The organism is Pseudoduganella lurida (assembly GCF_007830455.1).
GTDB classification, from domain to species: Bacteria; Pseudomonadota; Gammaproteobacteria; order Burkholderiales; family Burkholderiaceae_D; genus Rugamonas; species Rugamonas lurida.
The window spans coordinates 192,250-211,763 of record NZ_VLLB01000008.1; the positions used below are offsets into that span (position 1 = coordinate 192,250).

Consider the following 19,514-nt stretch of genomic DNA (forward strand, 5'->3'; position numbering starts at 1 on the left):
CTGGCGCAGGTCGGGAATTTTTCCCTAGCAGCGCCATGGCTTCCATGGGAATAATCGTTCCGCCACAGGCCCACGACCACAGGAGATCGCCATGCCGTCACCTTCCACGCTGCACATCGGGACCGTTCTTGCAGGGGGACTGCTGGTCGCCTGGCCGGCGGTGCGGGCCGTGGCGCAGGAGACCCCCGCGCTGCCGGTGGTGGAAGTGGTCGGCACCACGCCGCTGCCCGGCCTGGGCCTGCCGCCCGGGCAGATCCCCGCCAATGTGCAGACGCTGGACGGCGTCGCCGTCACGGCCACCACGGGTGCCAGCCTGCCGGATGCGCTGAACCGCCGCGTGGGCAGCGTGTTCGTCAACGAGGTGCAGGGCAATCCGTTCCAGCCGGACCTGAACTTCCGCGGTTTCACCGCCTCGCCGCTGCTCGGCACGCCGCAGGGCCTGTCCGTCTACGTCGATGGCGTGCGGTTCAACCAGCCGTTCGGCGACGTGGTCAGCTGGGACCTGATCCCGCGGGCCGCCATCGCCTCGCTGGCGCTGATGCCCGGCTCGAATCCCCTGTTCGGCCTGAACACGCTGGGCGGCGCCTTCTCGATCCGCACCAGGGACGGCATGCGCGATCCCGGCACCTCCGCGCAGTTGCTGGCCGGGCGCCACGACCGGCAGGAACTCGTGTTCGAGCATGGCGGGAACGGCGCCGCGGCCGGGCGCAGGGCAGGCTGGCACTGGTATGTCACGGGCAACGGCTTTCGCGAGGATGGCTGGCGCGCCGCGTCGCCCACCCGCCTGGGCCAGCTGTTCGGCAAGGTGGGCTGGCTGGACGGCCGCACCGACGTGGCACTCAGCGCGGCGCTGGCCCGCACGCGGCTGACCGGCAACGGCCTGCAGGAAGGGCGCCTGCTGGAACGCGACCGCGCCAGCGTCTACACCACCCCGGACCAGACCCGCAACCGCTCGCTGCTGCTCAACCTCGTCGCCAGCCACGCGGTCAGCGACGCGGTACAGTTCTCCGGCAATGCCTACTACCGGCGCATCCGCACCGCCACGCTCAATGGCGACATGAACGACGATGCGCTCGACCAGTCGGTGTACCAGCCCGGCGCGGCGGAACGCGCGGCACTCGCGGCCGCCGGCTACACGGGCTTTCCGGCCAGCGGTGCGACGGCGGCCAACACGCCGTTCCCGTTCTGGCGCTGCCTCGGCAACGTGCTGCTGGGCGATGAGCCGGCCGAGAAGTGCAACGGCCTGCTCAACCGCACGCACAGCCGCCAGGCCAGCTACGGCATCAGCGGGCAGGTCACGCTGGCCGGCCAGGGCAACCAGTTCACGGCCGGTGCCGCCTTCGACAGGAGCCGCGTCGACTTCACCCAGTCCGCGCAGTTCGGCTACCTGAATCCCGACCACAGCGTGACTCCGGTGGACTTCTTTGCGGACGGTTCGGAGATCGACGACGACGGCACGCCCGTCGATGCGCGCGTGGACCTGCTGGGCCGCACCCGCACGGCCAGCGTGTATGCGACGGACACGCTGACCCTCGGCACGGCGCTGCATGTCACGCTGTCCGGCCGCTACAACCGCACCACGGTGCACAACCGGGACCGCATCACGCCCGGCGGCGGTGCCGGTTCGCTCGATGGCGACCACCGCTTCAACCGCTTCAACCCGGCCATCGGCGCCACCTGGGATGCCGGCAGTGGGCTGAACGTGTACGCCGGCTACAACGAAGGCACGCGCGCGCCGACCGCCGTGGAACTGGGCTGTGCGGACCCGGAAAACCCCTGCAAGCTGCCCAACGCGATGGCAGGCGATCCGCCGCTGCGGCAGGTCGTCACGAAGACCTGGGAGGCGGGGCTGCGCGGCCGGCTCGCCGGCAGGACCGACTGGAGCGCCGGCGTGTTCAGGGCGGACAATGTCGACGACATCCTGTTCGTGGCGGACAATGCGGCCGGCTTCGGCTACTTCCGCAATGTCGGCAGGACGCGGCGGCAGGGCATCGAGCTGGGCATCGAAGGCAAGACCGGCGACATCGAGCTGTCGGCCCACTACACCTGGCTGGACGCCACCTTCCGCAGCGCCGAGGTGCTCAATGCGCAAGCCAACAGCAGCGCCGACGAGGACGGCAATATCGAGGTGGAACCGGGCGACCGCCTGCCGCTGATCCCGCGCCACCTGTTCAAGGCCCGTGCCGAATGGCGCATTGCGCCCGCATGGTCGGTGGAAGCGGGCCTGCGCGCCTCGTCGGGGGCGCTCGCGCGGGGCAACGAGAACGGCGGGCACGCGCCGGACGGCACGTACTTCGTCGGCAGCGGCCGCACGGCCGGCTATGCCGTGGCCGACCTGGGCACCACGTTCACGCCCACGCCGCGGCTGCGGTTCTTCGTCCAGGTGGGCAACCTGTTCGACCGCCGCTATGCCACGTCGTCGCAGCTGAACGCGACGGGGCTGACGCCGGACGGCCACTTCATCGCGCGGCCGTTCGCGGCACTGGGCGACAACAGCAGCCTGGTGTCCTCCACGTTCTACGCACCCGGCGCACCGCGCACCGTCTGGGCCGGTGCGCGCTACAGCTTCTAGGGCGGCGGGGGCGGCCGGCGTTCGCCGGCCAGCGTACCGAGCAGCCTGGCCAGGCCGGCGGCATCGACCGGCTTGAGGAAGTGGTAGGAGAAGCCGGCACTCTGGCTGGAGCGGCGGTCCGCTTCCTGGCCATAGCCGGTGATGGCGATGAAGGTGGCCGTGGCGCCGTTGGGCTGCTGGCGCAGGCGCTGCGCCAGTTCGTAGCCATCCATCTGCGGCAGCCCGATGTCGAGCAGGAACACGTCGATCGCGCCGTCCTGCAGGCGCCGCAGGGCCGCGTACGGGCTGTGCTCGACGGTTACGCGGTGCCCCGTACTCTCCAGCAGCAGTGCCAGCATCTGCGCCGCATCGACGTTGTCGTCCACCACCATGATGCGCAGCCCGTGCGGCGCCGGGGCTGCCGCGCCCGGGGCGGGTGCGAATGTCTGCTCGTCGAAGGCGGCGCGGGGCAGGGCCACCGTGAATTCGCTGCCCAGTCCCGCGCCGTCGCTGCGCACGGAGACGGTGCCGCGGTGCAGCTCCACCAGGCTTTTCACCAGCGCCAGCCCGATGCCGAGTCCGCCCTGCGAACGGTCGGACGAACGCTCCGCCTGCATGAACAGCTCGAACACCTTGCCCATCAGGTCCGCGTCCATGCCGATGCCGTTGTCGCGCACCGTGCAGCGCACCACGGCCGCCGTCACGCCCACGTCCAGCCCGATCGTGCCGCCTTCCGGCGTGTACTTGGCTGCGTTGTTCAGCAGGTTGGTCAGCACCTGCACCAGCCGCTTCTGGTCGCCGTGCACCCCCGCCGCTTCGTCCGGCAGGCTGACCGCCAGCGCATGGCGGCGCGCCTCGATCAGGGGGCGGGTCTGCTCCACCGCATCCGTCACGATCTGCCGGACGTCGAGCAGCCGCTGTTCCAGCGTGACGAGGCCCCGTGTCACGCGCGACACGTCCATCAGGTCGTCCACCAGGCTGGTCATGTGCTTCACCTGGCGCGAGATGATGCCGCTGGTCTGCCGCAGGCGCGGCGCGTCGATGCCGGGCAGGCGCAGCAGGTCGGCCGCGGCGCTGATCGGCGCCAGCGGATTGCGCAGCTCGTGTGCCAGCATGGCCAGGAACTCGTCCTTGCGAAGGTCGGCATCGCGCAGCTGCTGCTGGGCGCTCTTGCGTTCCGTGATGTCGCGGAAGAAGAACGCCAGCCCGCCTTCCAGGGACGGATAGGCGCGGATCTCCAGCCACACCTGCTGGCCGTCCGGCCAGGCGATGCGGAAGTCCTTTGTCTCCGTCGCGTTGGTCTCCAGTACGCGGCGGAACAGCGCCACCGCTTCCGTGCCGTGCAGCCCGGGCCAGACTTCCCAGTAATGATGGCCCAGCACGTCCTCGCGGCCCCGCCGCGCCAGGCGCAGGCCTTCCTCGTTCACCTGGCGCACCGTCCACGTGTTGTCGATGACGGCAAAGCCTTCCTTCATGCTGGACAGGATGTGCCGGGTGCGGTCCCGCTCGCGCACCAGCTCCGCCTGCGCGCGGTACTGGCTGGTGACATCGCTGCCCTCGACCAGGATGCCGGAGATGCGCCCCTCGGCATCGGTGACGGGCTGGTAGATGAAGTCCAGCATCAGCTCTTCCAGCGGGCCGCCGGGCGCGCGCTGCAGCCGCACCGGCATGCCGTGCGCGATGTAGGGCACGCCGGTGGTGTAGACATGGTCGAGCAGCTCGAAGAAGCCCTGTCCCGCCAGTTCGGGCAGGGCATCGCGGATCGGCTTGTCGAGGATGTCGCGGTGGCCGATCGCCAGCAGGTAGGCGGCGTTGGCCAATTCGTACACGTGCTGCGGGCCACGCGTGACGGCGATGAAGCTGGGCGCCTGGTCGAACAGGCGGCGCAGGCGCTCGACCTCCGAGCCCAGCTGCTTGCGCACCAGCTGCTCGGCGCGCAGCCGGCTGACGGCGCCTTCCAGCTGGTCGAGGCTTTCCTGGGCCGTCTGCACTTGCGCATCGGTCCAGCGGTGCGCCGCGCGCTTGCCCACCACCAGCGCGGCGGCCGCACCGCCATCGCGGCGCAGCGGCAGGACCAGCAGCGCGCCGAGATCGGGCACGGCAAGTGCAAGGTCGCCCCCGCCGCCCTCTGCATCGTCGATACGTAGCGGCTGGCCCGCTTCCAGGGCGGCGCCCAGTGCGGCCAGCGCCGGGCCATGCAGCGCGGCGCTGGCCACGGTGCCGCCAATGTCGCGCAGCACGGCGCGCTGGCAGGCCGGATCCGGTTCGGCATAGCCGATGTAGTGCGCGTCCAGGTGCGCGCTCAGCGCGTCCCCCGCGGCCCGCAGCGCGGCGTCGGCGTCCGCCACCTGCCGCAAGGCTTCGGCCAGCGCCAGCCGGAACGCCTGGCGCTGTTCGAGCGCCACCCGCGCCGTGGTCTCGACGGCGGCCGTAAACATGCCGACCACGGCGCCGGTCTCGTCCCGGATGGGACTGTAGGAGAACGTGAAGTGGGCCAGGCCCAGCGCGCCATCGCGGTGGATGTGGAGCGGCAGGTCCTCGCCCCTGACGGCGCGGCCCTGGTGCATGACCTGGTCGACCATCGGCCCGATCGTGGGCCAGATCTCGCGCCACGAGTCGATCGCGGCGCCGCCGAAGGCCGTGACATCCTTCTCGTCGCCAAGGATCGGCTGGTAGGCATCGTTGTAGAACTGGATCAGCCGCGGACCCCACCAGACGGCGATGGGAAAGTGCGAATCGAGGCAGATGTTCAGGGCCAGGTTCAGGCTGTGCGGCCAGGCCGGCCGGTCGCCGAGTTCGGAGCGCGCCCAGTCATGGCCGCGCAGGCGCGCCGCCATCCTGCCTTCCTGCGCAAAAGGCGGCAGGACCGAGGGCGGCAGCACCGCAGTATCCAAGGGGTTCATGTGCAGCGATCTTTGTGAGGCAACGGCCGGCACGCGGCCCGGTAGGAGCGGATTCTACGCGAACCCGTCGGTGGCGGTGCGCCACGCAGGCACGTTGGCGTGCGCAGCGGTGCCGGGCGCGCCATCGGCGGGCCGGGCATTACAATCGGGGCATCCAACCACGAAAGCCGTCATGTCCCGCCGCCTTGCCGCCCTCGCCACCATCGCCACCAGCGTGCTTGCTTCCACCAGTGCCATCGCCCAGACCATCGTGAAGATCGGTACCGCCTCGCCGCTGTCCGGTCCCGGCGCGCACCAGGGCAAGGATATCGAGAACGGCGCCCGCATGGCCATCGACGAGCTGAACGCGGCCGGCATCGCCATCGGCGGCAGGAAGATCCAGTGGGTGCTGCAGCCGGAGGACGATGCGGCCGACCCGAAGGCCGGCACCGCCGTCGCGCAGAAGCTGGTCGACGCCCACGTGGCCGCCGTCGTGGGCCACCTGAACTCGGGCACCACGGTGCCTGCCTCGAAGATCTACGCCACCGCCGGCATCCCGCAGATCTCGCCGGCCGCCACCACGCCCGTCTACACGCAGCAGGGTTTCAGGACGGCCTTCCGGGTGGTCGCCAACGACAACCTGATCGGCCGCACGCTGGCCACTTATACGCTGGGCACGCTGAAGGCGAAACGCATCGCCATCATCGACGACCGCACGGCCTTCGGCCAGGGCCTGGCGGACGAATTCGCCAAAGGCGTGCGGGCCGCGGGCGGCGCCGCCACCCTCGTCAGCCGCCAGTTCACCAGCGACAAGGCCGTCGACTTCAACGCCATCCTCACGCAGATCCGCGCCAAGAAGCCGGACGTGATCTTCTACGGCGGCATGGACGCGGTGGCCGGGCCGATGCTCAAGCAGATGAAGACGCTGGGCCTGCCGGCCATGCTGGTGTCGGGCGACGGCATCTGCTCCGAACGCATGCCGGTGCTGGCCGGCGACGCGCTGGGCGAAGGCAAGGTGGTGTGCGTGGTGGCCGGCGGCGTGGAGGGCCCGCGGGAAGCCGGTGCGGCCGCCTTCACGCAGCGCTACCAGGCGCGCTACAAGCTGCAGATCCAGTCCTACGCACCGTATGCCTACGACGCCGTGATGGTGCTGGCCAAGGCGATGCAGGCGGCCGGCTCCACGGTGCCCGCCACGTTCCTGCCGGCGCTGGCGAAGGTGCGCCACGAAGGCGTGACGGGCACGATCGCCTTCGATGCCAAGGGCGACCTGCGCAACGCGGCGATGACGCTGTTCACCTACCGGAACGGCAGGAAGGTGAAGCTGCAGGTGGTGCGGGGCGGGTAACTCAGTTCTTCAGCAGGTGCGGGCCGACCTGCTCTTCCCAGAGACGGTAGCCGTCGCGATTGAGATGCAGCATGTCGTCGACGAACAGCTCGCGCCGCGCCTTGCCGTTGTCGAGCATCGGCGCAAACACGTCCACGAAGCTGGCCTGCGGTTCCTTCGCCAGCGCGTCGGCGATCAGCCGGTTCGCCTCGACATATTTGTCACGGTACTTGTCGCGCGAGGGACTGGGCTTCATCGATATATACAGCAGCGGCACGCCGGGCAGGCGGGCGCGGATCGCGCGCACCAGGTCGACCGTCTTGCCGGCCACCGACGTTGCGGACTCCTTTTCGTCGGGGATGTTGTTGTCGCCCACGTAGAGCACCACCTGGCGCGGTTGGTAGCTCACGACCAGGTCATCGAGATGCACTGCAATGTCCTCGATGGTGCTGCCGCCGATGCCGCGGTTGATCACGTTGTACGACCCGAACGCCACCTGCAGCGTCTCCCACTTGCGGATCGACGAGCTGCCGACGAACACGATCGGATGGGGCGGCGTCTGGTACATCCTGTCGTAGCGCTTGATGGCCGCGACGGCGTCGGCATAGCGGGGCGGCGCCGTCTCGGCGACGGCGAACTGCGACAGCAGGAGCAGGGCAATGGAAAGGATACTCTTCATCGTATTCTCGCGGGATGGCGCCTGCGGGAGGCGCATTCGGTTGGTGGTAGCGGGCTCGCAGTATCGGACTCGCAGTATCGGACTCGCAGTAAGGGACTCGCAGTACCGGACTCGCAGTATAGGGCTCGTGGCATCGGTATCATCGTACACTACGCACATTGCGCATCCCTGAAGGCACCCATGCTCCAGTCGCTCCGTCCCGCTCTGTACAAGACATTGGCGCCGGCCGCCTGCGCGGCCGCCATGCTGGCCGTCCCGCCGGGTGCCGCCGCCGAAGGGCCGCGCCACCGCATCGTCGTGTCCACCGATATCGGCGGCACCGATCCGGATGACGACCAGTCGATGGTGCACCTGCTGGCCTACGCGGACACGTTCGATATCGAGGGCCTGATCTCGTCGCCGTTCGAATCCGATGCGGGCCGCGCGCGCAACATCCTCGCGGTCATCGACGAATACGAGAAGGATTACCCGAAGCTGAAGCGGCATTCGCCCGGGTATCCGGCACCGGAGGCGCTGCGCGCGGTGACGAAGCAGGGCGAGACCGGTTCCACCGGCCTGCGCGGCTGGGGCGTGCCCACGGAGGGATCGAACGCCATCATCGCCGCCGCGAAGCGCGACGATCCGCGGCCGCTGTGGGTGCTCGCCTGGGGCAACCTGAGCGACGTGGCGCAGGCGCTGCACGACGATCCGTCCATCAAGCCGAAGCTGCGGGTGTACTGGATCGGCGGGCCGAACAAGAAGTGGGGGCCGGCCGCGTTCGACTACATCGAGCGCGAGCATCCGGACCTGTGGATGATCGAATCGAATTCCACCTACCGTGGCTGGTTCGTGGGCGGCGACCAGCGGGGCGACCTGGGCAACACGGCCTTCGTGCAGCACAGGTTGCAGGGCCACGGCGCGCTGGGAAACTACTTCGCCGGCCACCTGAAGGGCACGATCAAGATGGGCGACACGCCGTCCGTCACGTACCTGCTGGGCGCCACGCCGCTCGATCCCACCCGCGATTCCTGGGGCGGGCACTACGTGCGCGCATGGGAGCGCCAGCGCACCACGTTCGACCGTCCCGCCACGGCGGCCGACCGCGTCGAGGCCTTTTCCATCGTCGAATTCAGGCTGGCCAGCGACGCGCTGCCGGTGGCGGCGACCAGGCTGTTCGTGGATGGCCAGTCGTTCCCCGGCTACCGCCACGCGGACGGCAGCTGGCGCTTCCTGTTTTCGCCGAAGGAAGCGAAGACGTTCAGCTACGAGATCCGCAGCGACAAGCCGGGCGTCGCGCCATTGAAGGGGGCGTTCACCGCCGTGATGCCCGCCGCGGGCAGCAAGCCGTCGGCAAGATATGCGAACTGGTGGACCGACGATCCGGACCCCCGCGTGGCCGAAGGCGAGCACCAGGGCGCGCAAACCGTCAGCCGCTGGCGCGCCGCGTATCTCGCCGATTTCGCGGCACGCATCGCGCGGGCGGACCGCTAGGCGGGCGGCGTCTCCGGGGGCGCCGTGCGCGCATCCGTGAGGGCGTAGACATCGCCCGCCGTCACGCCGCCCCCGTCCTTGCGGGCCCGCAGGTCGCGGTACACGGCGGCGCGCATGATCGTCATCGCCACTACGGGCGCGGTCAGCAGGATGAACACGGTGATGATGATCTCATGGAAGACCGGGCGCGCCTGCGTCACGGTAAAGTAGATCATCGAGGCCAGCAGCAGGCAGCCGGCGCCCAGCGTGATGGTGATGGCGGGGCCGTGGATGCGCTGGTAGAAGGTGCGCAGCCGCAGCAGGCCGAGCGCACCGGCCAGGATGACCGTGCCGCCCAGGACCAGCAGCAGCGCCACCGGCAGCGCGGCCCAGGCGGGGATCGTCTCGATGGTGCTCATTGGGGCTTCCTCATTCGATGATCTCGCCGCGCATCAGGAACTTGGCCATCGCGATGGTCGACACGAAGCCGACCAGCGCGACCAGGATGGCGATCTCGAAATAGATCTGCGTGCCGTAGCGGATGCCCAGCACGATGGCCGCCAGCATGCCGCACATCCACAGCGTGTCGAGCGCCAGCACGCGGTCGTGCGCGGCCGGGCCGGCGAGCAGCCGGATGGCGCAGAACACCATCGCCAGCAGCACGCACACCAGCGCGTAGGCGATGGCCACTTCAAGCAGGGTTGCCATGGTCGTTCTCCTTCTTTTGGGACGGGATATCCCCGGATTCGAAGATCTGCATCAGCGGCGCCTCGTAGCGGGTCCTGATGGTGTCCACCCACCAGTCGCGGTCGTGCAGGTCGAACACGTGCAGCGCCAGTTCGTGACCCTCCGGCAGGATCTCGATCCACACCGTGCCGGGCGTCATGTTGATCAGGCAGGACAGCATCGCCAGGCCGTACGGATCGCGCATCGTCAGCGGCACGCGGATGAACTGCGAGTTCACCTTGCCATAATCCTTGAACAGGATGATGCGGCACACGGCGAAGCAGGAGCGGACGATCTCCACGGCGGCCATGCCGATCAGGCGCACGAACACCAGCGGCTTGCGCAGGCGCGGGTAGCCGAGCGGCTGCAGCCGGCGCGTCAGCAGCGGCACGGCGATGCCGAGCGCGGCGCCGAACAGGATATTCGCCGGATCGAGCGTCTGGTTCAGCACCAGCCACAGGGCGCACAGCGCCAGCGACACGATGGGGAAGGGCAGCCACCGCATCACGGCGCCCTCGTGACCGGCGCGGGCACGGGCTTCGCGCCCAGCACCCGGTCGATGTACAGCGCCGGCCGGTGGATCGCCGCACCGGCGCGCGCGAGGTAGTCGAATACCGGCGCAGCCTGCACCGTCATCAGCACGGACACCAGCAGCAGCGCGAACACCGGCGCCAGTTCCGCCGCATGCAGGCGCGGCGGGGCCGCATCGCTGATCCAGAACGTGCGCACGCCGAAGCGCATCAGCGAGATGATGCTGATCAGGCCGGACACGAACACCAGCGCCATCAGGGTCCAGCCGGCCGTTGCAATGCCCGGCGCATGCGGGCCCGGATCGAGCAGCGCGTGGAACATGCCGAACTTGGCCACGAAGCCGGACAGCGGCGGCAGGCCGGCGATCGTCAGCGCGCAGGCCGCGAACGCGAGCGACAGCAGCGCCATCGCCGCCGGCACGCCCTGGCCCTTCGGTTCGGCCGGCATGTCCTCCACGGCATAGGCCTCGGCCGTCAGCGCCAGGATCGCCGCACCCGGCGTACGGATGCGGTCCACCAGCTCGATCAGCAGCACGAAGGCGCCGATCGCCAGCGTGGAGGCCAGGAAGTAGTACAGGCCGGCCGTCACGAGCGAGGGCTGGCCATAGCCGACCACGGCCAGCAGCGTGCCGGACGAGACGATCGCCGCGTAGCCGGCCAGCCGTCCGGCCGTGTCGGTGGCCAGCATGCCGGCCGCGCCGAACACGATGGTGGCCATGCCGCCCCACAGCAGCGCCTCGTAGCCGAAGCGGGCCACGTCGCCGGCCGTGCCGCTGAACGTGAGCAGCCAGAGGCGCAGGATCACGTAGGCGCCCACCTTGGTCATCAGCACCAGCATTACGGCCACCGGCGGCGAGGCGGCCGCATACGTGGTGGGCAGCCAGAAGCCCAGTGGCCACATGGCGCTCTTGGTGAGGAAAGCCAGCGCCAGCACGGCGATGCCGGTCTTGAACAGGCTGGCGTCGCCACCGGCCAGTACGGCGGCGCGCGCGGCGATGTCGGCCATGTTCAGCGTGCCGGTGGTGGCATAGATCAGCGCCGTGCCGACCAGGAAGAACAGCGCCGCCACCAGGTTCACGGCGATGTACTGCAGGCTGGCGCGCAGCCGCTCCACGTTGTAGCCGTGCAGGACCAGGCCATACGACGCGGCCAGCATCACCTCGAAGAACACGAACAGGTTGAACAGGTCGTGCGTGAGGAAGGCGCCGTTGATGCCCATCAGCAGGAACTGGAACAGCGGGTGGAAGTGCACGCCGATGCGGCTCCAGCGCGGTTGCGCGTAATGCAGGGCCGCCAGTGCCAGCAGGGAGGTGAGCAGCAGCATCGCGGCGGCCAGCCGGTCGGCCACCAGCGCGATGCCGAACGGCGCGGCCCAGTTGGCGGCCAGGTAGATGCCGATGCCGTTCTTCCACTCGCTGTCGGCGAAGTGCATCAGCGCCACCGCATTGGCCAGCAGGGCCAGCACGGCGCCGTAGGCCAGGGCGAATTTCAGCCGGTGCCAGCCCTGCGTGAGGGTCGCCAGCACGGCGCCGCACAGCAGCGGCAGCACGATGGGCAGCATGACGAGGTGGCGGCTCCATTCCACGCCGGTGGTCATGGCCACGCTCATGCTTCCGGCTCCTCGCCATCGACATGGTCGGTGCCGGCCAGGCCGCGCGCGCCGATCATGACGACGAGGTACAGGGCGGTGGTGGCGAAGCCGATCACGATCGCGGTGAGCACCAGGGCCTGCGGCACCGGATCGGCCAGCGACGCGTCCGGCACGGTGCCGGCCGGCGTCAGCGGCGCGCTGTCCACCGTCAGGCGGCCCATCGCGAAGATGAACAGGTTGACGGCATACGACATGAGCATCAGGCCGGTCAGCACCTGGAAGCTGCGCGGGCGCAGGATCAGCCAGATGCCGGCGCCGAAGACGATGCCGATGGCCAGGGCGAGAACGATTTCCATCAGCGGATCTCCTTGGCGGGCGGGATGTTGGCCACGGCGGCCGCGCGGCTCAGGCCCGGCGGCACGCGGCGGGAGCGCAGCGACTGGTGCGCCAGCGCGACGAGGATCAGCATCGTGGTGCCGACCACGACGAGGAACACGCCCATGTCGAACACGAAGGCGGACGGCACGTGCAGCGCGCCCAGCAGCGGCAGCGTGACGTGCGCCGTGTGGCTGGTCAGGAACGGGTAATTGAACAGCCAGGCACCCAGGCCGGTGGCGCAGGCGCACAGCAGGCCGCCGCCGATCCAGCGGTGCGGGCGCAGGCGCAGGTGCGATTCCACCCAGTCGGTGCCGGCCACCATGTACTGCACGATCAGCGTGGTGGCGAAGATCAGCCCGGCCACGAAGCCGCCGCCCGGCAGGTTGTGGCCGCGCATGAAGAAGTACACGGCGATCACGCCCATCACGGGCAGCAGGAAGCGCAGATATACGGCCTGGATCATCAGGTAGCCGCTGGTCGCCTGCTGCGCGGGCTTCTGCGTGATGGCGGGATCCACGTCGTTGGCCTGCTGCATGGGGATGCGGATGCTTTCCGGCGCGGGGCGGAAGCGGCGCAGCAGCGCATACACGGTGAGTGCCACGGCCGACAGCACGGTGATCTCGCCCATCGTGTCGAAGCCGCGGAAATCGACCAGCAGCACGTTGACGACATTGGCGCCGCCGCCTTCCCTGAGCGCTCGCTCGACGAAGAAGCCGCTGATGCTGGGCACGCTGGGGCGCGACAGCACGGCATAGCTGAAGGCCGCCAGCGCCAGGCCGCCCGTGACGGCGATCGCCACGTCCCGCGTGCGCCGCAGCTGGGTACTGGCCGGCGCGCGGGTGAACAGGTGGGCGGGCCGGAAGCGGGGCGGCAGCCAGCGCAGGCCGAGCAGGATCAGCACCGTCGTCACCGTCTCCACCATCAGCTGGGTCAGCGCCAGGTCCGGCGCGGACAGCCATAGGAAGGTGACGCAGGTGGCCAGGCCGGTGCCGCCCACCAGGGCCAGCGCCGCCAGCCGGTGGTATTTCGCCTGGTAGGCGGCAGCCACCGCGCAGCCGGCACCCACCAGCCAGAGGAGGGCGAACAGCGGGTCGAAACCTTCCGGCGGCGGCAGCAGCCAGGGCACCAGCGGGCCGGCCAGCAGCAGCGGCACGACGACGAAGGCAGCCATGAGGATCTGCAGCTGCGGCTGCAGGCGGCGCGTGCCGGCCAGCCGGACCAGCCAGGCGGCACCCAGCGACAGGCCCAGCATGGTGGTCTCGTAGAGCTGGGCGCCCTTGATGTGGTGCAGGATCGGTACGCGGTCCCGCTGCGCCAGCCCGAAGCGCTTTTTCAACAGCAGGTAGCAGGCCACGCCGCCGGCCAGCGCGAAGACGCTCATCAGCAGCGGCAGGTTGACGCCGTGCCAGATGGCCAGGTCGAACGCGGGCGCATCGCGGCCCAGCACGGCGCGCGTCGCCATCGCGAGAATGTCGCCGACGACGCGTTCCGGCAGCACGCCCACCAGGATACACAGCAGCACCAGGCATTCGATCGGCGCGCGCATCCAGCGTGGCGGCTCGTGGGGCGCTTCCGGCAGGTCGTGCGCCAGCGGGCCGAAGAACACGCTGATGAAGCGCAGCGAGTAGATCACGCTGAACAGGCCCATCACGAAGGCAGCCACCGACATCCACCAGTTATCGGACCCGCCCACCACCATCGTCTCGGCAAAGAACATCTCCTTCGACAGGAAGCCGTTCATGAAGGGCACGCCGGCCATGGCGGCGCTGGCCACCACGGCCAGCGCCGCCGTATGCGGCATGGCCCGGCGCAGGCCGCGCAGCACCCGCATGTCGCGCGTGCCCGTCTCGTGGTCGACGATGCCCACGGCCATGAACAGCGAGGCCTTGAAGATGGCGTGGTTCACCGTGTGGAAGATGGCGGCCACCACGGACGAAGGCGTGCCGATGCTGATCAGGACCGTGATCAGGCCCAGGTGGCTGATCGTCGAATAGGCCAGCAGGCCCTTCATGTCGTACTGGAAGATGGCGAACCAGGAGCCCAGCAGCAGCGTGCAGACGCCCGCCGTGCCGAGGATCCAGCTCCACTCCGGCGTGCCGGCCAGTGCGGGCCACAGCCGGATCAGCAGGAAGATGCCGGCCTTGACCATCGTGGCCGAGTGCAGGTAGCTGGAGACGGGCGTGGGCGCCGCCATCGCATGCGGCAGCCAGAAATGGAAGGGGAACTGGGCGCTCTTGGTCAGGGCGCCCAGCGCCACCAGGATCAGGGTGGGCAGGTACCAGTCATGCGCGCGGATCAGCTTGCCGGAAGCAAGCACCTGTTCCAGCTCGTAGCTGCCGGCGATATGCCCCAGCAGCAGCATGCCGGCCAGCAGGCACAGGCCGCCGACCGTCGTGACGGTAAAGGCCATGCGGGCACCGCGGCGCGCGTCATTGCGCTGCTGCCAGTAGCCGATCAGCAGGAAGGAGGTGGCACTGGTCAGCTCCCAGAACACCACGAGCTGGATCAGGTTGCCGGACAGGACGACGCCCAGCATCGCCCCCATGAAAGCCATCACGTATGCATAGAAGCGGTGCACCGGATCGCGCCGCGACATGTAGTAGCGCGCATACAGCAGCACCAGCAGGCCGATGCCGAGCACGAGGACGGTGAAGACCCAGGCCAGGCCGTCCATGCGCAGGATGATGTCGAGGCCGAAGGCGGGCAGCCAGGCGTAGCGCACCTGCGGCACGATGCCGGCATTGATGGCGCCGAACTGGGTGATGGTGAGCAGCAGGGCGGCCAGCGTGGCGATGCCGGCCACGGCGGCGGGACGGTCGCGCGAGCCGCCGGGCAGGAAGGCGGACACGGTGGCTGCGGCAAAGGGCAGCAGTAGGATGACGAGCAGGAGCATCCGTCAGCTCCCTGGCGGGCGGCGGCCCGGTCGCGCGGAGACGTCAGCCATCATCGCAGTTTTCCGTCGCGCGGGCGGGCATGGCGGCATAGGCCTGGCGGTCGCAGCGTGCGGGCAGCAGGGGCAGGGAGCGGAAACGGTCGGCAGGGTCGCGCATGGCAAGTCCGTTACAGTCAAATGACGACACTGTAGCGTTTCCTGGCCGCCGATGACCACGCGTTAGGCCGGGCGGGCCACCGTGCGGTTGCGGCCCGTGGCCTTGGCCTCGTACAGCAGGGCGTCCGCCGCCCGCACCCAATCGAGCGCGGCGCTGCCATCGAGTGCGGGGCGGGCCGCATGCGCGCCCAGGCTCACCGTCACGTGGCCGGCCGGGTGGTCCGCGTGGGGAATGCCAAGCGCGGCGACGGCGGCGCGGATCGTTTCGGCCACGGCGCGCGCGCCGTCCGCGTTCGTGTCCGGCAGGATCACGGCGAATTCCTCGCCGCCGTAGCGGGCCGCCAGGTCGGTGGGCCGGCGCGTGCCGGCGGCGATCGCACCGGCCACCCGGCGCAGGCAGTCGTCGCCGGCCACGTGGCCGTAGCGGTCGTTGAATTTCTTGAAGTGGTCCACATCGACCAGCAGCAGCGCGCAGGGCAGGCCGTTGCGGCGCGCCCGTTCGTGCTCGCGCGCCAGCGTGCTCTCGAAGCAGCGGCGGTTCGCCAGGCCGGTCAGCCCGTCGCTGTCGGCCAGCGCCTGCAGCGACAGGTTGTGCGCCTGCAGTGCCGCGCGGGCGCGCTGCAGTTCGACCGACAGCGCTTCCCGGGCACGCAGCTGGCGCACCATGCGCACGCCGATCCAGGCCAGCATCGATACGGCGATCAGCACGGCGGCGCTGGTGTTGACGACGGTGCCGCGCCAGCCGTCCAGGATTTCCGCCTGCGAGCGGGCGATCGCCACCAGCAGGGGCATGCCGTCCAGGTGCCGGTAGCTGTACAGGCGCTCGATCCCGTCGATGTTCGAGACCAGCATCGCCGTGCCCACCGGCCCGGCTTTCCGGTACAGCTGCACGACCGGGCCGTTGGCGATGCTGGTGCCGACCATCGACGCGTGGAACGGCCGCCGGTACAGCAAGGTGCCATCGTCGATCGCCAGCAGGATCGTGCCGCTGCGGCCGACGTCGAAACTGTCGTAGAACGCGCCGAAGAATTCGAGCTTCAGCGACGCCATCACCACGCCGCCGAAACTGCCGTCCGGCCGGTTCACGCGGCGCGACAGGGGAATCGTCAGCACGCCCGTCGAGCGGCTGCGGATCGGCTTGCCCACGTGCGTGGTGCGTTCCGTATGCGACTGGTGATAGCGGAAGAACTCGCGGTCCGCGTTGGTGCCGGGCAGGGTGCTGGGCAGGGAAGTGGCCAGGCGGCTGCCGTCCGCCCCGTAGATGAACAGTTCCTGCAGCTCCGGCGTGGCTGACGTGATGGCCTGCAGCCGCTCGTGGATGCGCAGCAGCGCGGCGCCGTCGCCGCCATGCTCCGCGCGTTCCACCATCTCGCCCAGCACGGCATCGCCGATCTTGATGGAACGCTCGGCGTGCGAGGCAAGCGCACGCGCCATGTTGGCCGTACTGACCGCCGTGTCGTTCAGGACCGCCTGGCGCGACGTCCACAGGTTCCACACATGCAGTGCCAGCAGCATGGCGGCAAAGCCGGCGACCAGGCCGATGGTGCGCCGCACCAGTGGCGTGCGCTGCAGCAGCAGCTGGTCGATGGCAGGAAGGCTCGGCGTCGGCATCGGTGATGGGCGGCTCGTCGGGAAAGGGGGGCCTCCAGCGATCATACCCGACCATGCGGCCGCGGCCGCGCGCCGGTGTGGCCGGGCGAAGCATCTTTAATAATCTAGTCGCAAAAGCTATTAATTTACTTATAAAGTGATATTTGCCTGCCGGCGGGGCGCCATGCCATAGTCGCCGGAGACACTTCCAAAATGCAATTGTCAATGGCCGGTGCCAGGGCTGACCCGGCTCTCCGCACCGGCCGAACAATGCCGCTCCGGCGCTGCTGGTCATCGACCTCATTTAGCCACCTCGTTCATCCACCTCGTTCATCCACCCTTATCCGTCCTATGAGCTCGAGAACACCCATGCATGACAAAACCCGCAACCGGCCTGCCCTGCGCCTGACCTTGATGGCACTGGCCTGCCTGGGCGCCCAGGCGCACGCCCAGTCCAACCACGAAACCATCGTCGATGGCGACAAGACGGTCGTCGTCACGGCAAAGAAGGTCGGCATGGGGCTGATGGTGACGGAAGACGCGCCGAAGGCGAGAAGCACCATCACCGCGGAAGAACTGGAAAAGCAGCGCGCTACCGGCAACGCCTTCCAGGCCCTCGAGATGCTGCCCTCGGTGAACAGCTACAACTACGACGCCACGGGCCTGTTCGGCGGCGGCCTGTCGATGCGGGGCTTCAACAGCGACCAGATCGGCGCCACCATCAACGGCGTGCCCGTCAACGATGCCGGCACCTACGCCGTCTATCCGCAGGAGTACGTGGACCAGGAAAACACCTGCTCGGAATTCGTCACGCAGGGCTCCACCGACGTGGACTCGCCGCAGATCGGCGCCACCGGCGGCAACTTCGGCATCACCAGCTGCAATCCGGAAGACGTGCAGCGCCACCGCTTCACGCAGACGCTCGGCCAGCTCAATCTGACCAAGACCTTCTACCGCTATGACACCGGGCTGTTCGCCGACCAGCGCTCGAAAGCCTTCATCTCGTTCTCGCACTCGGAAGCGGACAAGTGGAAGGGCAAGGGGGGCGCCAAGCGCGAGCACATCGACTCCGGCTTCAGCTACGACTGGGACAAGTTCAACTACATCCACGCCACGCTGCTGTGGAACAAGGCGACGAACCACAACGTCAACAGCGTCAGCCTCGCGCAGCTCAATGCCAACGGCTATGACTACGACTATTCGACGACGGTGCCGCCCGCCGTCATCTCGGCCACGGCCGCCACGCCCGCCACCTACTACGGCCTGTCGCTCAATCCGTTCGAGAACCTGATCGCCTCGGCCATCATGCAGTTCCGCCTGAACGACAACACGGACCTGAAGATCGTGCCGTATTACTGGTACGGCTTCGGCACGGGCGGCGTGCAGCAGAAGTACCTGAGCGAGACGGGCGCCTTCCTGAACGGCACCTCGACGGACATCAATGGCGACGGCATCATCAGCACCAACCGCTACCTGCTGGCCGGATCGACGCTGTCGAACACGGGCCGGCCGGGCGTGACCGCGTCGCTGACGCACGTGATCGGCAACCACACGATCCTGGGCGGCTTCTGGTACGAACGCTCGCACAAGGGCGAGAGCGGCCCGGCCGTGCAGGTCAACGCGGACGGCACGCCGGCCGACGACTACCTGCAGGCACCGCCCGTGCTGCGCGCCGATGGCACCCAGTACAACTCGCGCGACTGGTTGACGGTGTCCACTTCCTACCAGGCCTTCCTGCAGGACACCGTCGCCCTGCTGGACGACCGCCTGCAGATCAATGCCGGCGTGCGCACGCCGTACGTGAAGCGCGACTTCACCAACTTCCCCAACGAGGGCAGCAAGTCGGCCACCGCCTACCGCATCAAGCAGAGCTACAGCGACGTGCTGCCGCAGGTCGGCGTGCGCTACCGCGTGACCAACGACGACCAGCTGTTCGCCAGCGTGGCGAAGAACATGAAGGCGCCGCCGAACACGATCCTGTCCAGCGCGAACAACGTCCAGATCGTCAACGGCCAGCCGGTGCTGTCGGACATCAAGGAAGAAACCTCGTACAACCTGGACATCGGCTACCGCCACCAGGGCAGCATGCTGATCAGCTCCCTGACGTTCTACCAGGTGAACTTCCACGACCGCCTGGCCGCGGCCTACAACCCGAACAACCTGCTCAGCGTGCTGACCAATGTGGGCGATGTGAAGAACCGCGGCGTGGAGCTGGAAGTCAGCAACACGCCGATCAACGGCTGGGCGTTCTATGGCTCGCTGGGCTATGCCAACAGCGAGATCAAGGACAACCTGCGGGCCTCGTCGACGGTGGTGCTGAACACGGCCGGCAACGAGTTTCCCCTGACGCCGAAATGGAAGGCCGGCCTGTCCGCCGAGTACTCGAACGGCCCCGGCTTCGCGCGCCTGACGGCCAAGGCCACCAGCAAGCAGCAGGCCACGCTGATGAACGACGAGGAGGTGCCGGGCTACACGACGATGGGCTTCGATGCCGGCTACACCTTCGCCAACTTCATGAAGCTCAAGCGCCCGCGCATCATGATCAACGTGAGCAACCTGACGGACAAGCAGTACCGCAATCCGTCGTCGCAGAGCGTGACCAATGCGAAGGCGTATGGCAGCTATGCGGCCGGCACGGTGTTTTATTATCTCGGTGCGCCGCGGTTCACGTCGGTGTCGTTCTCGGCCGACTTCTGACGCGTGCATGACGCTGCCGGCCCGGCTGGCAGTTTGTGATGAAGGTGTCTGGCACCATCCGCCCTGGC

Annotated in this window: 13 protein-coding genes; 4 read left to right on the forward strand and 9 right to left on the reverse strand. The window is 68.8% G+C overall.

The genetic code is table 11. From position 1 onward, the window contains the following. The first annotated feature begins 91 nt into the window (after nt 1–91). Nucleotides 92–2,572, forward strand: coding sequence for a TonB-dependent receptor (locus IP91_RS20715; RefSeq protein WP_145651491.1), 2,481 nt, complete (start codon nt 92–94; stop codon nt 2,570–2,572). Here the strand turns inward: IP91_RS20715 and IP91_RS20720 are convergent. After that, nucleotides 2,569–5,454 carry a hybrid sensor histidine kinase/response regulator gene (locus IP91_RS20720; RefSeq protein WP_145651493.1) on the reverse strand — a complete coding sequence of 962 codons (2,886 nt, stop codon included), beginning with the start codon at nt 5,452–5,454 and terminating at the stop codon, nt 2,569–2,571. The genes IP91_RS20715 and IP91_RS20720 overlap by 4 nt on opposite strands. Nucleotides 5,455–5,626: 172 nt before the next feature. Between IP91_RS20720 and IP91_RS20725 the strand changes: the two genes are divergently transcribed. Next, nucleotides 5,627–6,778 carry a branched-chain amino acid ABC transporter substrate-binding protein gene (locus IP91_RS20725; RefSeq protein WP_145651495.1) on the forward strand — a complete coding sequence of 384 codons (1,152 nt, stop codon included), beginning with the start codon at nt 5,627–5,629 and terminating at the stop codon, nt 6,776–6,778. A gap of 1 nt (nt 6,779) precedes the next feature. On the opposite strand, the gene IP91_RS20730 is transcribed toward IP91_RS20725, so the two are convergent. Continuing rightward, the gene (locus tag IP91_RS20730; RefSeq protein ID WP_145651497.1) at nt 6,780–7,436 is read right to left on the reverse strand and encodes a GDSL-type esterase/lipase family protein; all 657 of its coding nucleotides are present in this window, start codon (nt 7,434–7,436) and stop codon (nt 6,780–6,782) included. 180 nt (nt 7,437–7,616) lie between these two features. On the opposite strand from IP91_RS20730, the gene IP91_RS20735 reads away from it, so the two are divergent. Further along, nucleotides 7,617–8,906 (forward strand): DUF1593 domain-containing protein, encoded by a 1,290-nt coding sequence (locus IP91_RS20735; protein ID WP_199754679.1) that lies wholly within the window; start codon nt 7,617–7,619, stop codon nt 8,904–8,906. Here IP91_RS20735 and mnhG read toward each other — a convergent pair. The 7 genes from mnhG to IP91_RS20770 form a co-directional block, all read right to left on the reverse strand. After that, nucleotides 8,903–9,304, reverse strand: coding sequence for a monovalent cation/H(+) antiporter subunit G (mnhG, locus tag IP91_RS20740; RefSeq protein WP_145651499.1), 402 nt, complete (start codon nt 9,302–9,304; stop codon nt 8,903–8,905). The genes IP91_RS20735 and mnhG overlap by 4 nt on opposite strands. A 10-nt stretch (nt 9,305–9,314) precedes the next feature. Further along, complete coding sequence (locus IP91_RS20745) at nt 9,315–9,593, reverse strand: K+/H+ antiporter subunit F (protein ID WP_145651501.1); 279 nt, start codon at nt 9,591–9,593, stop codon at nt 9,315–9,317. Then, a complete protein-coding gene (locus IP91_RS20750) occupies nt 9,577–10,116 on the reverse strand; it encodes a Na+/H+ antiporter subunit E (RefSeq protein WP_229474757.1) in 540 nt (179 codons plus the stop codon). The genes IP91_RS20745 and IP91_RS20750 overlap by 17 nt, the downstream gene beginning before the upstream one ends. Then, nucleotides 10,116–11,750, reverse strand: coding sequence for a monovalent cation/H+ antiporter subunit D (locus tag IP91_RS20755; RefSeq protein WP_229474759.1), 1,635 nt, complete (start codon nt 11,748–11,750; stop codon nt 10,116–10,118). The genes IP91_RS20750 and IP91_RS20755 overlap by 1 nt, the downstream gene beginning before the upstream one ends. Further along, nucleotides 11,747–12,088 (reverse strand): Na+/H+ antiporter subunit C, encoded by a 342-nt coding sequence (locus tag IP91_RS20760; RefSeq protein WP_145651505.1) that lies wholly within the window; start codon nt 12,086–12,088, stop codon nt 11,747–11,749. Before IP91_RS20760 ends, IP91_RS20755 begins: the two co-directional genes overlap by 4 nt. Then, entirely contained in the window at nt 12,088–15,003 is a 2,916-nt protein-coding gene (locus IP91_RS20765) for a monovalent cation/H+ antiporter subunit A (protein WP_145651507.1), read from the reverse strand. The genes IP91_RS20760 and IP91_RS20765 overlap by 1 nt, the downstream gene beginning before the upstream one ends. A gap of 219 nt (nt 15,004–15,222) precedes the next feature. Beyond that, nucleotides 15,223–16,770 (reverse strand): GGDEF domain-containing protein, encoded by a 1,548-nt coding sequence (locus tag IP91_RS20770; protein WP_145651509.1) that lies wholly within the window; start codon nt 16,768–16,770, stop codon nt 15,223–15,225. Nucleotides 16,771–17,118: 348 nt separating this feature from the next. Here IP91_RS20770 and IP91_RS20775 point away from each other — a divergent pair, with 348 nt between their 5' ends. Continuing rightward, entirely contained in the window at nt 17,119–19,446 is a 2,328-nt protein-coding gene (locus IP91_RS20775; protein ID WP_145651510.1) for a TonB-dependent receptor, read from the forward strand. The last annotated feature ends 68 nt before the right edge of the window (nt 19,447–19,514 follow it).

Coding starts and splice junctions, on each gene's coding strand:
- IP91_RS20715 (WP_145651491.1), top strand. CDS start 92: ATGCCGTCACCTTCCACGCTGCACATCGGGACCGTTCTTGCAGGGGGA.
- IP91_RS20720 (WP_145651493.1), bottom strand. CDS start 5,454: ATGAACCCCTTGGATACTGCGGTGCTGCCGCCCTCGGTCCTGCCGCCT.
- IP91_RS20725 (WP_145651495.1), top strand. CDS start 5,627: ATGTCCCGCCGCCTTGCCGCCCTCGCCACCATCGCCACCAGCGTGCTT.
- IP91_RS20730 (WP_145651497.1), bottom strand. CDS start 7,436: ATGAAGAGTATCCTTTCCATTGCCCTGCTCCTGCTGTCGCAGTTCGCC.
- IP91_RS20735 (WP_199754679.1), top strand. CDS start 7,617: ATGCTCCAGTCGCTCCGTCCCGCTCTGTACAAGACATTGGCGCCGGCC.
- mnhG (WP_145651499.1), bottom strand. CDS start 9,304: ATGAGCACCATCGAGACGATCCCCGCCTGGGCCGCGCTGCCGGTGGCG.
- IP91_RS20745 (WP_145651501.1), bottom strand. CDS start 9,593: ATGGCAACCCTGCTTGAAGTGGCCATCGCCTACGCGCTGGTGTGCGTG.
- IP91_RS20750 (WP_229474757.1), bottom strand. CDS start 10,116: ATGCGGTGGCTGCCCTTCCCCATCGTGTCGCTGGCGCTGTGCGCCCTG.
- IP91_RS20755 (WP_229474759.1), bottom strand. CDS start 11,750: ATGAGCGTGGCCATGACCACCGGCGTGGAATGGAGCCGCCACCTCGTC.
- IP91_RS20760 (WP_145651505.1), bottom strand. CDS start 12,088: ATGGAAATCGTTCTCGCCCTGGCCATCGGCATCGTCTTCGGCGCCGGC.
- IP91_RS20765 (WP_145651507.1), bottom strand. CDS start 15,003: ATGCTCCTGCTCGTCATCCTACTGCTGCCCTTTGCCGCAGCCACCGTG.
- IP91_RS20770 (WP_145651509.1), bottom strand. CDS start 16,770: ATGCCGACGCCGAGCCTTCCTGCCATCGACCAGCTGCTGCTGCAGCGC.
- IP91_RS20775 (WP_145651510.1), top strand. CDS start 17,119: ATGCATGACAAAACCCGCAACCGGCCTGCCCTGCGCCTGACCTTGATG.